This is a genomic window from Paraburkholderia sp. Cy-641 (assembly GCF_011752945.1).
Lineage (GTDB): Bacteria > Pseudomonadota > Gammaproteobacteria > Burkholderiales > Burkholderiaceae > Paraburkholderia.
Genome location: NZ_VWWM01000008.1, coordinates 139474 through 154337 on the forward strand (window position 1 = coordinate 139474; position 14864 = coordinate 154337).

At 62.7% G+C, this 14864-nt stretch carries 10 protein-coding genes; 9 read left to right on the forward strand and 1 reads right to left on the reverse strand.

The features are described 5' to 3' along the window. The first annotated feature begins 142 nt into the window (after positions 1-142). The 5 genes from F3J20_RS06905 to F3J20_RS06925 are packed head-to-tail and all read left to right on the forward strand — an operon-like array spanning position 143 to position 7140. The gene (locus tag F3J20_RS06905) at positions 143-625 is read left to right on the forward strand and encodes a hypothetical protein (protein ID WP_167282676.1); all 483 of its coding nucleotides are present in this window, start codon (positions 143-145) and stop codon (positions 623-625) included. Between the two features lie 12 nt (positions 626-637). Beyond that, complete coding sequence (locus F3J20_RS06910; protein WP_167282678.1) at positions 638-1327, forward strand: class I SAM-dependent methyltransferase; 690 nt, start codon at positions 638-640, stop codon at positions 1325-1327. After that, positions 1324-2187 carry a TauD/TfdA family dioxygenase gene (locus F3J20_RS06915; protein ID WP_167282680.1) on the forward strand — a complete coding sequence of 288 codons (864 nt, stop codon included), beginning with the start codon at positions 1324-1326 and terminating at the stop codon, positions 2185-2187. Before F3J20_RS06910 ends, F3J20_RS06915 begins: the two co-directional genes overlap by 4 nt. Next, positions 2184-6398, forward strand: a complete 4215-nt coding sequence (locus F3J20_RS06920; RefSeq protein ID WP_167282682.1) for a hypothetical protein — start codon at positions 2184-2186, stop codon at positions 6396-6398. Before F3J20_RS06915 ends, F3J20_RS06920 begins: the two co-directional genes overlap by 4 nt. Before the next feature lies 1 nt (position 6399). Beyond that, positions 6400-7140, forward strand: coding sequence for a class I SAM-dependent methyltransferase (locus F3J20_RS06925; RefSeq protein ID WP_167282684.1), 741 nt, complete (start codon positions 6400-6402; stop codon positions 7138-7140). Between the two features lie 649 nt (positions 7141-7789). Here F3J20_RS06925 and F3J20_RS06930 read toward each other — a convergent pair. Continuing rightward, a complete protein-coding gene (locus F3J20_RS06930) occupies positions 7790-8092 on the reverse strand; it encodes a cupin domain-containing protein (protein ID WP_167282687.1) in 303 nt (100 codons plus the stop codon). Positions 8093-8187: 95 nt separating this feature from the next. Here F3J20_RS06930 and F3J20_RS06935 point away from each other — a divergent pair, with 95 nt between their 5' ends. From F3J20_RS06935 to F3J20_RS06950, 4 genes are all read left to right on the forward strand, one after another. After that, positions 8188-8946 (forward strand): SDR family oxidoreductase, encoded by a 759-nt coding sequence (locus tag F3J20_RS06935; RefSeq protein ID WP_167282728.1) that lies wholly within the window; start codon positions 8188-8190, stop codon positions 8944-8946. Positions 8947-9330: 384 nt separating this feature from the next. Then, positions 9331-12036: a DUF3141 domain-containing protein gene (locus F3J20_RS06940; protein WP_167282689.1), complete on the forward strand. Its 2706-nt coding sequence runs from the start codon at positions 9331-9333 to the stop codon at positions 12034-12036. Positions 12037-12069: 33 nt separating this feature from the next. Next, positions 12070-13527 carry a bifunctional enoyl-CoA hydratase/phosphate acetyltransferase gene (locus tag F3J20_RS06945; protein WP_167282691.1) on the forward strand — a complete coding sequence of 486 codons (1458 nt, stop codon included), beginning with the start codon at positions 12070-12072 and terminating at the stop codon, positions 13525-13527. Then, a complete protein-coding gene (locus tag F3J20_RS06950) occupies positions 13524-14750 on the forward strand; it encodes an acetate/propionate family kinase (RefSeq protein WP_167282693.1) in 1227 nt (408 codons plus the stop codon). The genes F3J20_RS06945 and F3J20_RS06950 overlap by 4 nt, the downstream gene beginning before the upstream one ends. Positions 14751-14864: the final 114 nt, after the last annotated feature.

Below are 14864 nucleotides of genomic sequence, written 5' to 3' on the forward strand. Positions count from 1 at the left end.
AGCGCGCCTCGTTCGTTGCAAGCGATACGGGCACCTGGACGTTGCGGTTTCAAGCGTCATTGCGCTGCTAAAGAAGTTAGCAATCGAGGTGTACCCGTTGTACACTTGATCGTCTTAAAAATAGCAAAAAACGAGGAGTAGCATGACTGCACAAATGGGGCAATTGACAACATACGAGGAAGCGCAGAGCCTTGTTTGCAAGGACGCCGAGATCGAGCTTGCGATGGAACGCGTTGCAAGCATCGACTTCACGATGCAGTGCCGCAAGTTGATTGAGGAGCATGGCTGGACTGCCGAAACGTGCGCAGACGCAGAGGATCTTTATCGCAAGTTCCTTGCGCTGAACATCCGCTATCCGGAACGCAAGCTCTGTCCGAACGGCCCGGTCGACGAGTTCTGGCATGCGCACATTCTCGACACGCGCAAGTACGCAGCCGACTGCGAGGCACTGTTTGGCGAAATGCTGCATCACTATCCGTATTTCGGAATGCGCGGGCCCGAAGACAAGGCGGATCTGGATAAGGCTTTTACCGATACGGTAGATCTCTTTATTCGCCACTTCGGCATCGACCCGACGGCGGGGGATGCACACGCGCGCGCCTGCCGCCCGCAACGCTGCCCTTGATAAGGTTCAGGGATGGCGGTTGAATCGTCGTTTTTCGCTGATTCGGGCGACGACGACCTCCTCGAATCCCGGAACCATGTGTTCTGGGAGGCGATGCTCGACAACATACGACGGGACGGTTTTGTCCGGCCGCCGCAAAGGGTGTTGGACATCGGTTGTCATCGGGGAGGGTTGCTCGCCCGGATCGCAGAGCTGTGGGGCGCGCAAGACCTTTGGGGCATCGAGCCAATCGGTGCCGCTCGTGCGCGGGCTCAACTGCGTCTCGCGACCCTCGCTGGCAGCGTGCGTATGCTTAGTCCCGAGCAATGGAAGCTCGTGCCAGACCGCGCGATGGACCTCATCGTTTGTCACGAGGTGTTGTTCGTGGTTCAGGATCTCGATGCCATGGCCGCCAACATTGCGAGGACCCTCGCGCCTGGTGGTCGCGCGTACGTTGTTTCAGGCTGTCACGCAGAGAATCCTACGTGGTTAACGTGGCGTGCGACGTTTGAACGAGATAACAAGCAAGTCTACACCCACGAGCCACTTGCTTTCATGAAAGCGGCCGGAGTCCACGGCTTGGTACCGGCTGTACGCCCGTTGCGCGAAAGCGGATGGGCGACGTACGACCCTACCGACGGAGTATTCGGATATCCGAGCGTGGGCGCGCTTCTCGACCATCAGTTTCGCCACAAGCTACTCTTCCGCTTGACTCAAACGTGACCTTCATTCCAGAAATCGTCCTCACGCAACAAGAGATTGATCTCATCAACGAACTTCGGGGCGACTTCACTGAGCTCGATGCTCTCGAGGGCGTGGTTCAACGTGGAGGGTTAGAGTTCGACCGGCGCTACGTTGCCCTTCAGCCCGTCCGAGATCGAGTCAGGGAAGCATGGCGTGTAAACGATCATGTCGTGATTCGTCGTTTGCCGAAATGCCCAGACGGGATAACTGGACTTCTTTTCGCAAGTTTGTGCTTCACGGATCTCAAACGCTATCGCGGCGGGAAGATCGTCAAGCACTTCCGTATGTCTCCTTGGACAAAGGCGCTATCACACACGCTGGCGTCAGGGTTCTTTCACACTGACCTGAATACCTCAGAGGTGCCGCCGGCTGTGACGGCGATGCAGTGTCTCGACCCTGACCCAGGCGCACCGGAGTACGGGCAGTTGCGAGTGGCGAGGCTACAGGATCTGGCCGACCGGCTATGGAAGACCGATGAAGACGCAGCGAAGTTCTTGCTCTACGAGACGGTTACGATGGTGAACGAGACATCGCCATCGGGCTGGCAAGGCGCGATGGTTGCCGACGGACTCGTCCGGTTTCACCCCGAAAGCCTCCTCGCGGCACAGAAGCATCTCGGATGCAATCCGGCGAGCCTGCCGGAACACCTCGCAGCGATTCATCAAGCTGCACTGGACGTCTCCGCCCCAATCAACCTGGAGCCGGGAGAGCTGCTTCTGGTCAGTAACAAGCGAGCGTTGCATCAGAGAGGGGCTTGTACGGTGCGATTTCAGGAGTTTCCGTCTGAATTCCAGTCGCGCCGTGTCAGCGTGTTCCATGCGTACGATGAGCCAGTATGAACAAAGACCACTCCATTGACGTGGTGGGTGCTGCGACCAATAACCTGCAGGATGTCAGCGTCACGATTCCCGCGAACGCAGTTACCGCCGTCGTCGGAGTGTCCGGTTCGGGGAAGAGCTCACTCGTTGACGGCACGATTGCAACCGTCGCAGCCGAAAGAACACGTCGGTTTCTGGGAATTCCGGGCGCCGTGGGAGCGGTCGATGTCCCGGCATTCGTCGGCGCTACCCCGCCGCTCGTGGTTGTAGCGCAGCGTTCATTTCAGGCGACGACACGCAATACAGTGGCAACATCGTCGGCGCTATTGCGCGTGTTGCGCCGCATCTTCGTCAGGTTCAGTTCGCCCTTTTCCTCAAAGATTGGGGCGCATGTGCCTGAGCCTACACCCGAGATCATTGCGCAATGGCTCACCGAACACATGACCGGAAAGGCCATCGTCTGGGCTGTGCCGGTCTATCAAAGCCGCACGGACGGCGTTTCCGCAGTCAAGGCATTGGCCGATTCAGGTATTGTTGAAGCAGTCGTCTATAGCGAAACGGACAAGGGAAAAAAGGCTGAGACTGGAACGAGTGTTTCGACCGCCCGATTTAAAGGGCTTCGGGTGGACGTCAAGCATACGATTGAAGCGAAGGTCGGCGAGGCCCGCATCGGAAAAGCGGGCGCGCAATCGCTGCTGCGTCTCCTGCAAACCGCCTGGCGGGCTGGCGGTGGGGCCGTCTTTGTCGAGATGCCCGATTCAGAGAACCCGGCACTTGCCCGAGCCTTTTCGCACGGACTGGATTCGCGTCGTCATCGTGTGCACCCCAAGGTGGCAGAGGTGTTTCGGGTGGCTGATGCTCACCTGTTCTCCTTCAATGCGCCAAGGCACGAGGATAGCGGTGCGTGCCGAACCTGCAATGGCCTGGGTGTCGCAACCGATGTGCAGCAAGAGCTGCTTGTTGACCATTCAGAGAGATCGATGCACGAAGGGGCATTTGCGCTCTGGACGGAAAAGAACTACCGCTACGTCAATATCCAGCATGCAACGATCGAGGGCTTACGGGGGCGCGAAGGATTCGATCCGGACATTCCTTGGAAGCGACTTCCTCAGTCCGCGAAGGATCTCATTCTGAACGGAAGCACCGAGGCGGTTGTCGATATTGATCCCAAAAGCGGCAAGAAGGCGAGTGGACCACACGCTTTTGACGGTTTCCGTATGGCCATTCTCGAACGAATCGGGCGGCAGTCCTCGAGCGCAACTGCTCTCAAGCGATTCGTATCAGTTGGTGATTGCCCTGCGTGCGCAGGCAGTCGTTGGCGCTTTGAGACACGCGCTTTGCGTGTCGGCGGATTTTCGATAGATGAGGTGCTCGCAGCGCCGTTTTCTGAACTCGTGCAGTTGGCGCCGAAATGGCGTGAAGCTGCACAACAGGAGGGAGGGGGCCGGAGAGACGGCCAGGAACTAGGCGCACTTATTGACACCGTCGGGCATATCGCCCAGTCCTTTGCCAATGTCGGACTTGGACATCTGTCGGGCAATCGTAGTCTCCTTAATGTCAGCGATGGGGAGTCGCGCCGGATCAAGCTCGCCAGCGTGCTGAACAGTCGACTGGCGGGGCTCCTGCTTGTGCTCGACGAACCGGGTCGAGGGCTTCATGAAGCTGACTTGGCGTATCTGGCGCAGGAAATTGGTGATGCAGCCCGCTCCCATACCGTGCTGATGAGCGAACATCGCATGCGTCTGGTGCAGCATGCGCAGCAGGTCATTCAGCTCGGACCGGGAAGTGGTGTGGGCGGCGGCCGCGTGGTCGCACCTGATTTGGATGGGGTCCCGCAAAATTTGCGCAGTGGGCCAAGCGACATCGTTTCAAACGGAAAGGCGACTTTCCTCGAGATCGTAGGGGCCTCCGCGAATACTGTGCGAGAACAGGATGTGCGCATTCCGCTGGGGACCTTCACCTGCATAGCCGGTGTGTCGGGCTCCGGAAAGTCGAGCTTTGTCAGAGGCGTACTCGTCCCAGCCCTGCGCGAACAATTGCCCGAGTCCGCCGTTGATACCAGTGATTTCCGTGTGCTGGGTGGGCGATGGAAGGCATGCAACGGAAGTAAGCACGTCAAGGCGCTCATTGCGCTCGACCAGATAACCCCGCCAGGACAATCTCGAAGCCTCGTAGGAACGTACCTTGGACTTGCGGAGCATTTACGCCGCGAGTTTGCGTCAACGGAGCAGGCGCGTAGTCTCGGTCTTGCAGCAACGGATTTTGGAACGAACTCAGGGCGCGGCCGCTGCCAGTCATGTCTGGGCTTGGGCGTCGCCACCGACGGGGGGCCTTGCTCCACGTGTGGCGGACTTCGATTCGAATACGACGCTTTGTCTGTTCGGGTTGCCGGCCTGAATATGTCGGAGTGGTTGGATCTGACGCTGTCGGACTTGCGCGGACTATCTTTTCCCTGGCTCTCCTCAGATCTCGTGCATTCACTTATCGAACTGGGTATTGGTCACCTTTCGCTGGGACGCAGTCTCGGAACGCTCAGTGGCGGCGAAGTGCAACGACTTAGATTGTCGAGAGCGATCACGGTAGATGGAAGCGCGGGTACAGTGTTCGTCCTCGATGAGCCGGCATGTGGCCTGCATCCTCTTGATGTGGAACGCCTGTATCGTGCCCTTCGCCACCTCGTGGGCAACGGAAAAAATACCGTTGTCGCGGTTGAGCATGACCCTATGCTGCTGGCGGAGTGTGATTATCTGGTCGAGTTCGGTCCCGGCGGTGGCCCCGAAGGAGGCTTCGTTGTTTCGCAAGGAACACCGGACGAAATCCGCGCGGGCGATACCGCTACGGGGTGGGCGCTGAAGAACCCGTCGGGGACAAAGTTGAAGGCTGCTGCACGTCGGAACATTGATGCTGGCGCACCCCAGTCACTCTCCGAGGCATTAGCGGCTAGACAAGAGATTCGGCAGATACTTGGCGACGACGTCGCCCCGCCCGATGAAGGGCGGACCTCGCAGCTCGGTGCGATCTTCGAACGAGTCGACACTCAGTCCCGCCCATTAGAGCTCGGCGGCCTTGACCATTCTCTCGTATCGATTGTTCTGGATATGCTCCCGCGGCCGGTTTCGATGCTGGAGGAGCTGCTGCGGGTTTGGGAACAGAATCCTACTGCGAGCCTGCATGTCAACCCGTTACTTGAGGCTGTTTCGGTCTGGGGCAAGACAGTCCCAGCATCCGTCATTGCGCGTGCCCGCCTTGAAGCAAAAGCGATGGGGCTGGACGATTTCAGGGGGGATGTAAATGGACCTTTAGGCCTGCGCGTGTCCGGCAAGCGGTTGCGCGTATCCGGCACGGTCGCGTCCGAGAGGATGGTAGCTTTGCGGGATGCGTGGGCGCTTGGAAGCGGCTTTGTCGACTTGATTGATGCCTCCGGAAAATCGCTTGCGAGCGCAACGGCCCGGCTCATCGACTTCGAGCAGGGACTTGCGGGGCCGCGCCGGCATCGCACTGAGCACTTTGTCCGCTCTAGCGCGCTCGGGTGTTGCCCTATGTGCAAAGGGCGCGGAACCGTCCTTGGGCTAAAGGAAAAGACCGTCATAGGCAATCCAAGAGCAACGGTGTTTGACGATGATTTTCTGGCTCCGGAGCTAGCCGTGAAACTCAAGGGCTTTCGACGAGCTATCCTCACTCCGTTCTTTCGTCGCATGCAGGAAGAAGGCATGTGGAGCAACGTGGGTTGGAGCAAAATGTCCGACGAGCAAAAGCAAACCGTTCTCTGGGGTTACTGGATTCGGCCAGGCTTGGGTACGTTCCTCAAGCGTGGCAAGGACATCGACGGTACGGAGGTAAATCACTGGCTCAGCTGGGATGGACTTGTCGGAGAACTCGTATCGTCACGAGGTGCCGATGAGTCGCGCCGCTCGGTTGAGGCTGAGCAGCGTAGCTGTCCTATGTGCGACGGAAGTGGCCTCTCGGCTTACTCGAGGTTGCTCCCAGTTGCTGGACGGTCTATCTACCATTGGACTCGGGATGGCCGAGCGCGTGAGATTTTTGGGGCCTTGAAGAAGCTGCGTGCGTTGGGGCCGCGACAGGAGCGCGAGCTGCAGCGAGTGCTGCACTGTATAGGCCCGATCGAGAAGTCTGAATGCCGCCTTGGCGAACCGGCTGACGCTGATCTGCGCTCCCAGATTCTTCCGTTGATCGCGAAGGAGTTCACTGGACTCACTTCTTTCTTCAATTGAGATGCACAAGCTCTTCGACAGTTTCGCGGGTTGGTACGATTTTCACACTCCGCCTGATCATTACTTCCGGGACCATGAGCTCGTGTTGTCGCTCGCCGCACATTTCGGTCAAGGAGCTCGCCTTCTTGATGTCGGCTGTGGCACCGGCGTCCTGGTCGAGAAGGCACAAGTTGCGGGCTTCGATGCTGTTGGATTCGATGCCTCGGCGTACATGATTGACGTCGCCAGGAAACGGTTACGGGAGTCGTCAGTTTGGGTTCAGCGTATGCAGGATCTGGCGACCCGCGATTGCTACGATATCGTGGTGTCGCTGTCGTGGTGTGTCCACTATTGCAGGAACGTCGGCGAGCTTAGGGCAACGATTGCAAGAATGAACGAATCGCTCGTTCCCGGCGGTCGCCTGTTGCTGCAGGTTGCTCATGGGCCGAATCTCCCCGCCGAATGGGCAGAGGATCGGGAGATTGGGCCGACCGGGCTGGCGGATGACGTGAGGCTCCGCTTCAGATTCCAGTCCGATGCCACACGAGCTGATGCACTGTCTGCTAACTACGCATTTAATTGCGCGAGTACTGGTGAGTCATTCAATGAGACCCATCAGCTGAATGTCGCGAACGCAAACATCATCGCCGAATTGACCAGGGACGCGGGCTTCGACTATGTCGAGATCTGGAATTCATGGCGCCGCGACGCGTTTGCTGACAGCGGTAATGTTTTCGTCACCGGCGTCCGGCGAGCTTACTGATTCAGGCTCCACTTGGTTGTTCTTCGAGCGCAGTCGATTATGCGCTCGGCATTTTACATTTGGGCGCCCTGTGTGGCCGGAGTTAAGACCATAGAGAGCCGGGAGGTTGGCGGCGCAGACGCCTGGTCACTACTCCCTGTCGGTATTGGGTGACGGTATTGACTTTTGGGCAGCGTCGGGTCGGCCACAATACCGTCACGCACGCCGCGCATGAGCTTTTCATTGGGCGATCTGCGCGAGAGAGGTGGGTGTTTGGTCAACGGGCGGACGTCCCTGAACAACTTCAGACGGAAGAACCGGGCCGGAGAAATTTTGCGATGCCATAACAGCTCGCACAATGTAAGCACGCAGAGGAGCACGTAGAGCGGTACGCTTTACGGTATCATGCTTACACGGATCGTCCCAATCGCCCGTCGTTGCTGGTTTCGCAGGCCCGATAGAGAATCGAGTGGGAGTAAATCAGGACGTTGTTCCTGAACTACCGCCAACCTGCAAGACAGGTTGGCGGTAGAAGCGGCGACAAAAACCAAGAACCCGGATTAACACCGTCCCATTTGCCATCCCGACTTAAACCACCGTCCGGTCTGAAACCACGTCGACCCGAGTCCGAGCCGACGTTCGACACATCGCATCACATAACCCACCCCCACTACCGCACCAATTCCCCCCGCTCCAGCATATACCGCCGAGGCGGCAGCCCGACATGACGCGTGAACGCGATGCTGAACGTACTCGCCGAGCTATAGCCAACCAGCGCGAAATCACCTGCCACGAGCGTGATCGGCTCATGGCCATCGACGGCGAGGTGACACGAACCGCCGAGCAGCGCGCAGTAGAAGGGGCGGCCTGCTTCCGTGCGGCGAACGCGCCAGGCCCCGGCGCCACTGACCACTTTCGAGAACGCGGCCCTCGGCTGAAGCAACGTGACCACCTCGGCAAGCGGGTCGATCATGGTGGACGAATGAAGGCGAAATGTGGACCTTTGATTGTAGGCAGTCCGCGTCCGCGCGTCTATTGTGTCGGTTCCACAGACAACCGGGATCACGCATGGGAACCATCCTCATCACAGGCTGTTCGTCCGGCTTCGGCCTCGAAACCGCCCAATACTTTCTCGATCGTGACTGGAAGGTCATCGCCACGATGCGCACGCCGCGCGAGGGTGTGCTGCCGCGCTCCGAGAATCTGCGCGTGCTGGCGCTCGACGTCACCGACCAGCAAAGCATTCGCCGCGCCGTGGATGCCGCCGGGCCGATCGACGTGCTGGTCAACAACGCCGGCATCGGTCTGCTGAATGCCTTTGAAGGCACCTCGATGGATACAGTGCGCGAGGTCTTCGAGACCAATACGTTCGGCACGATGGCGATGACCCACGCCGTGCTTCCGCAATTCAGGCAACGCCAGGCAGGGGTCATCGTGAACGTCACCTCGAGTGTGACGTTCAAGCCGCTGCATCTGCTCTCGGTGTACACCGCCAGCAAGGCGGCGATCAACGCGTTCACCGAATCGCTGGCGCTGGAACTTGAGCCGTTCAACGTGCGCGTTAACCTCGTGTTGCCGGGGCGAGCGCCGGAAACCCGTTTCGGGGAAAACGCGCGAGCCCGGATGGGCGGCCTTCCCGATGCCTACGCCGATCTGGCGCAGAGCGTCTTCGCGGGATGGGCGCAATCGTCCGGGCCTGTCACTCAGGCGCTGGATGTGGCGGAAGCGGTGTGGCGCGCGGCGCACGACCCGTCGAGCACGATTCGTTTGCCCGCCGGCGCGGACGCGGTGGCGTTGGCCGCGCTGAGTCCGGCGGCGGTAGCGTAAGCGCGAGGCGCAAGCAGCACCGTGACGGCATGGTCGCGCAATCGACGGCATCGCGGTTCGACGCCGCTGCCGATGAGGCCATGCCGTTGCTACCACCCCTTCAATGACATTCCGGTGTCCGAGCCGTGACCACGCCGCACCAATCGGCCACGAACCGGCTACCAACGGGCCACCCACCGAACTTCGCCCCCACCCCCCAAAGAACGATCCGCCAATTTCCCCGCCATTCCATGCCTTATCGCGCGAGTCGCCCTGACGATCCCGCGCATTCACTTCTCTGTCACCACACGTCACTACTGTGATGCGGATTGGCGAGCCCCGCGCTCACGATCGCCTGGCTCCGCAAAGAGCCGACCCGCACGCTAACGAGTCATGGAGAAAACGATGATGGATGGCCGTGTCGATCAAGGCTTAGACGTTCTCGAAACGCTGTACGGGCGCTATTGGCAGGGCGGCGAAGCCCTGCTGCGCGCCTTCGCCGACCAGCGTAAATTCGGCAATACCGTGTCGGAAGTGGCGTGGAACCAGGCCAGCCGCGTGCGCCACGCGGCCGCCGCTTTCGCCGACGAACTGCAGCACGGCATCGAGCACGAGCTAAAGCAGTTGCACGCGCGGGCCTCGAATGCACCGGCCAGCTGGATGGCCGACTGGATCGGCTACCTGACCGACGCCGTGCAGCGCCAGGTGCTGATGCTCGACACGCTGCGCCAGCGCGGCAACAACTACGTCGAGCATCTGAAGGCGGGCATGCCGCCGGTGCTCGATTTCCAGTACGAACTCCTGATCGACGGCCGCGAACTGGAGGCGCCGGTCAACTATTCGCTCGTGCGCATCGTTCCGCCGGCGGACGTGACGATCGACGACGACAAGCAGCCGTTCATGATTATCGATCCGCGCGCGGGCCACGGCGCCGGCATCGGCGGCTTCAAGCCGGACAGCCAGGTCGGCGAGGCCTTCAAGGGCGGCCATCCGGTCTACTTCGTCGTGTTCCGTCCGGTGCCGGAACCCGGCCAGACCATGGCCGACGTGCGCGACGCCGAAGTCGAATTCCTGCGCGAGATCGCGCGCCGTCATCCGAACGCGCACCGGCCCGCGGTGATCGGCAACTGCCAGGGCGGTTGGGCCGCAATGCTGCTCGCGGCATCGGCGCCGGATCTGGCCGGTCCGGTCGTCGTCAACGGCGCGCCGATGTCGTATTGGGCGGGCCGCACCGGCGAGAACCCGATGCGCTACACGGGCGGCCTGTCCGGCGGCGCACTGCCGGCGCTCGTCATGTCCGACCTCGGCAACGGCGTGTTCGACGGCGCGTGGCTCGTGCTCAACTTCGAGGGTCTCGACCCGGCCAACCATCTGTTCAAAAAGTACTACCACCTGTATTCGCACATCGACTCGGAAGCGTCGCGCTATCTCGGCTTCGAGCGTTGGTGGGGCGGTTTCCATCTGATGAACGAGGCCGAAATCCGCTGGATCGTCGAGAACCTGTTCGTCGGCAACCGGCTCGCGCGCGGCGAAGCGCGGCTCGGCGGCGAGGCCATCGACCTGCGCCGCATCACCTCGCCGATCGTCGTGTTCGCCTCGCATGGCGACAACATCACGCCGCCGCAACAGGCGCTCAACTGGATCGCGGACCTCTACGCGAACGTCGACGAGATCAAGATGCGCGGCCAGCGCATCGTGTACATGATCCATCAGTCGATCGGCCATCTCGGCATTTTCGTATCGGCAAAGGTCGCCACGCGCGAGCACGACGCGATTACCGAGACGCTGCGCGCCATCGACGGCCTGCCGCCCGGCCTCTACGAAATGAAGCTCGACGATGCCGCCGACCGCGTGCATATCCGCTTCGAGGCCCGCACGATCGACGATCTGCTCGGCATCGACGACGGCCGCGACGACGAAGCGCTGTTCGCGTCCGTCGCGCGTCTGTCGGAAATGGGCACCGAGCTGTACGAGCTGGCCGTGCGTCCGTTCGTGCGCACGGCGGTCACGCCCGAGTCCGCGCAGGCCGCGCGCGATTTCCAGCCGATCCGTCTGCGCCGCAGCCTCTTCTCGGACCAGAATCCGCTCATGAAGCCGGTCGAGGCGTGGGCTGCGACGGCACGTGCGCAGCGTCAGCCCGTCGATCTGGACAATCCGTTCGCGGCGTTCGAGCGCATCGGCGCGCTCGTCGTCGAAAACCAGCTCAATCTGTATCGCGGCATGCGCGACGGCTGGCGCGAAACGGTCTTCCACGCGATCTACGGCTCGCCGCTGATGAAGGGCATCGGCCACCACGAATTGCAGGGCGCGGAGCATCGCCGCGGCAAGGACCTGCGCGCGCTGCCGGAAGTGCGCACCGCACTCGAGGCGATGACCGAAGGCGGCGCGGCCGAGGGCGCGGTGCGCATGCTCGGGCTGATGTCGAAGGCGCGCGGCTATCTGCGCCGCTCGCGCATGGAACGCGTGCTCGACATGCTCACGCATACCGACCGGTTCGGCCATTTCGACGAAGCGGCGCTCGCGAAGCTGCTGCGCCAGCAGCAGATCATCGTCGATCTGGAGCCGCAGCAGGCGCTTGCCACGCTGCCGCTGTTGCTCGACACGGAAGACAAGCGCCGCACGGCGCTCGCCGCCGTGGTCGACGTCTCGGGTTCCGTCGAGACGATGCATCCGGCCGCGCTGGTGCTGCTGCAACGCTTCCAGCAGATGCTCGGCATGCAGGGGGCCGCAGCGTTTGCAGCCGGTCCCGGACCGGCGGCGCTGACGGGCCCGGTCGCGCGGACCGCGCTCGCGGCCGACCTGGCCACGGACGCGCAGGCGGCCGGCCATCCCGCGCTCGCCGTTGCCGGTACGCCGGTGCCTCGCGCGCCGAAGATCGAGCCGCGCGCCCACGGCGAACAGCCCGACGATCTCGAAAGCCTCGCGGGTGTCGGCCCGCGCATGGCGGAGAAGCTGCATCAACTGGGTATCGAGTGTTACGCGCAACTCGCGGCGCTGGAGCCGGAAGAGGCGGCATGGCTGGACCTCAAGCTCAATGCGCGCGGCCGCGTGATGCGCGAGGGCTGGATCGAGCAGGCGCGGGCGCGCCTGAACGGCCACGCGACGGACTAACCTGGATCACCTGAAACGACGAGGACGAGCGCCATGGAAGAAAGCCACAGCAACAGGACCTGGGACGAACTGCATGCCGGCGACGAAGCCGTCGTCGAGCGCGTCGTCGCGGAGCGCGACATCGTGCTGTTCTCGCATGCGTCGGGCAATCTGAATCCGATGCATATGCCCGGCATCGACGTCGATGGCGACGGCAAGAGCGACACGGTCGCGCCGTCGATGTGGATCGGCTCGCTGGTCTCGGCCGTGCTCGGCAATCTGCTGCCGGGCGCAGGCACGCTGCTGCTCGCGCAACAGTTCGAATTCGGCGAGCGCGCGCGCGTCGGCGATACGTTGCGGGTGACGGTGCGCGTGCTCGAGAAGCATGAGCGTCCGCGCGCGATGCTCGAATTCCGCGTCGAGGTGGTCGACGGCGAGATGGTCGCGCAAGGCCGCGCGGAAGTGCTCGCGCCGCTGCATCGCGTCGTGACCAACGAAGCGGACCGCCCCGCGCTGCTGATGGACCAGCACGATCACTTCACGCGGCTCATCGAGATCGCGGCGAGTCTGCCGCCGCTGCCGACCGCCGTCGTGTGGCCCGACGATCCGAACTCGCTGCGCGGCACGCTGCTGTCGATGCGCCGCGGCCTCATCACGCCGGTGCTGATCGGCGCGCGGGCGCGTCTGGAAGAAGCGGCGGCGGAGTGCGGCGAAGCGCTCGGCGAGGTGCCCGTCATCGACGCGGCCGATCACGAGGCGGCTGCCGCGAAGGCCGTGCAGCTCGTCCACGCGGGCGAGGTGCGCGCGATCATGAAAGGCAACGTGCATTCCGACGAACTGCTCGCGCACGTCGTGAAGAAGGACGGCGGCCTGCGCTCGGGACGGCGCATCTCGCATGTGTTCGTGCTCGACGTGCCGACGCTCGATCATCCGCTCTTCGTCAGCGACGCGGCCATCAACATCGCGCCCGATCTGCCGACCAAGGCCGACATCGTGCAGAGCTCGATCGATCTCGCGCGCGCGTGCGGCGTGCCGTTGCCGCGTGTGGCGGTGCTCTCGGCCGTGGAGACGGTCAACGTGAGCATACCTTCGTCGCTCGATGCGGCGATACTCGCGAAGATGTCGGATCGCGGCCAGATCACGGGCGGGCTCGTCGACGGCCCGCTCGCGATGGACAACGCCATCGACGCCGCCGCGGCGCGCACGAAGAAGATCGTGTCGCCGGTCGCGGGCGCGGCGCAGGTGCTGATCGTGCCGAATCTGGAAGCGGGCAACATGCTGGCCAAGCAACTGACGTTCGTCTCGCGCGCCCAGCCGGCCGGGCTCGTGGTCGGCGCGCGCGTGCCGGTCATGCTGACGAGCCGCGCCGACAACGACCAGGCGCGCCTCGCGTCGTGCGCGGTGGCGATTCTTTACGACCACTGGCGGCGCGAAGGCACGAGCGCGGTGACGGCCGCGGACGCAATGGCCGCGGACGTGACGGCGGACAACGCCAGGGAGAATCTGTCATGAGCGCCGCACTGCGGCAGGACACCGCCGGCGCCGCGCTGCTCACGCTCAACGCCGGTTCCTCGTCGATCAAGTTCGCGCTCTACGACGTGGACGGACTGCGACGGCGCGCGACCGGGCTCGTCGAGGCGATCGGCGGTGCGTCGCGTTTCAAGGCGAAGGACGACGGGCAGCATCAGTGGGACGCCTCGATCGACGCGCCGAACCATGTCGATGCGTTGCAGGCCATCATCGAATGGATCGCCCGCGAGATGGCCGGCGCGGTCATCAGCGCGATCGGGCATCGCGTCGTGCATGGCGGCATGCTGTTCGATCGGCCCGTGCTCATCACGAACGAGGTGATCGCGCAGTTGCGCTTGCTCGTGCCGCTCGCGCCGCTGCATCAGCCGCACAACCTCGCCGGCATCGATGCCGCGCGCGAGGCGTTCGGCGAGGTGCCGCAGGTCGCGTGCTTCGATACGGCGTTTCATCGCGCGCATCCGTTTCTGAACGACTGCTTCGCGCTGCCGCGCGAGCTGTTCTATCAGGGCGTGCGCCGTTATGGCTTTCACGGGCTCTCGTACGAGTACATCGCGGATTATCTGCGCGTGCATTACCCGCATCATGCACGGGGCCGCGTGCTGGTCGCGCATCTGGGCAACGGCGCGTCGATGTGCGCGATGCGCGACGGCCGCTCGATCGCCTCGACGATGGGCTTCTCCGCGCTCGACGGCCTGCCGATGGGCACGCGCTGCGGCCAGGTCGATCCCGGCGTGCTGCTGTATCTGATGCAGCAGGGCATGGATGCGCAGGAAATCTCGACGATGCTTTACGAGCGCTCGGGGCTGCTCGGGCTGTCGGGCGGCGTGTCGAACGATATGCGCGTATTGCTGGCGTCCGGGAGTCCCGAGGCGAACGAGGCGATCGCCTATTTCGTGTCGCGCATCCGGCGCGAAGTCGGCGGGCTCGCGGCGGCGCTCGAAGGGCTCGATGCGATCGTGTTTACGGGCGGTATCGGCGAGAACGCGGCGCCGATTCGCGAGCGGGTGCTGGCCGGCATGGCGTGGATCGGCGTCGAGATCGACGAGGCGCGCAACCATGCCAACGAACGGGTGATCTCGTCCCATCTGTCGCGGGTGCTCGCGCTGCGCGTGCCGACCGACGAGGAAGGCATGATCGCGCGGCATACGCTGAATACGGCGCGGATTGCGCCGGAAATCGCGGCGGTTTCGGACGCGGCGGGGTGAGGCGGGGGAGCCGGCGAGGGATGCGGCGGTAAGCGGGTGTAGGGGCCGGCGGGGTGTGTGAGACTTGATCTCCCTTCGGCTTCTGCCTGAAGCGCCGGGATCGCCCGAAGCCCT

Coding starts and splice junctions, on each gene's coding strand:
- F3J20_RS06905 (WP_167282676.1), top strand. CDS start 143: ATGACTGCACAAATGGGGCAATTGACAACATACGAGGAAGCGCAGAGC.
- F3J20_RS06910 (WP_167282678.1), top strand. CDS start 638: ATGGCGGTTGAATCGTCGTTTTTCGCTGATTCGGGCGACGACGACCTC.
- F3J20_RS06920 (WP_167282682.1), top strand. CDS start 2,184: ATGAACAAAGACCACTCCATTGACGTGGTGGGTGCTGCGACCAATAAC.
- F3J20_RS06925 (WP_167282684.1), top strand. CDS start 6,400: ATGCACAAGCTCTTCGACAGTTTCGCGGGTTGGTACGATTTTCACACT.
- F3J20_RS06930 (WP_167282687.1), bottom strand. CDS start 8,092: ATGATCGACCCGCTTGCCGAGGTGGTCACGTTGCTTCAGCCGAGGGCC.
- F3J20_RS06935 (WP_167282728.1), top strand. CDS start 8,188: ATGGGAACCATCCTCATCACAGGCTGTTCGTCCGGCTTCGGCCTCGAA.
- F3J20_RS06940 (WP_167282689.1), top strand. CDS start 9,331: ATGATGGATGGCCGTGTCGATCAAGGCTTAGACGTTCTCGAAACGCTG.
- F3J20_RS06945 (WP_167282691.1), top strand. CDS start 12,070: ATGGAAGAAAGCCACAGCAACAGGACCTGGGACGAACTGCATGCCGGC.
- F3J20_RS06950 (WP_167282693.1), top strand. CDS start 13,524: ATGAGCGCCGCACTGCGGCAGGACACCGCCGGCGCCGCGCTGCTCACG.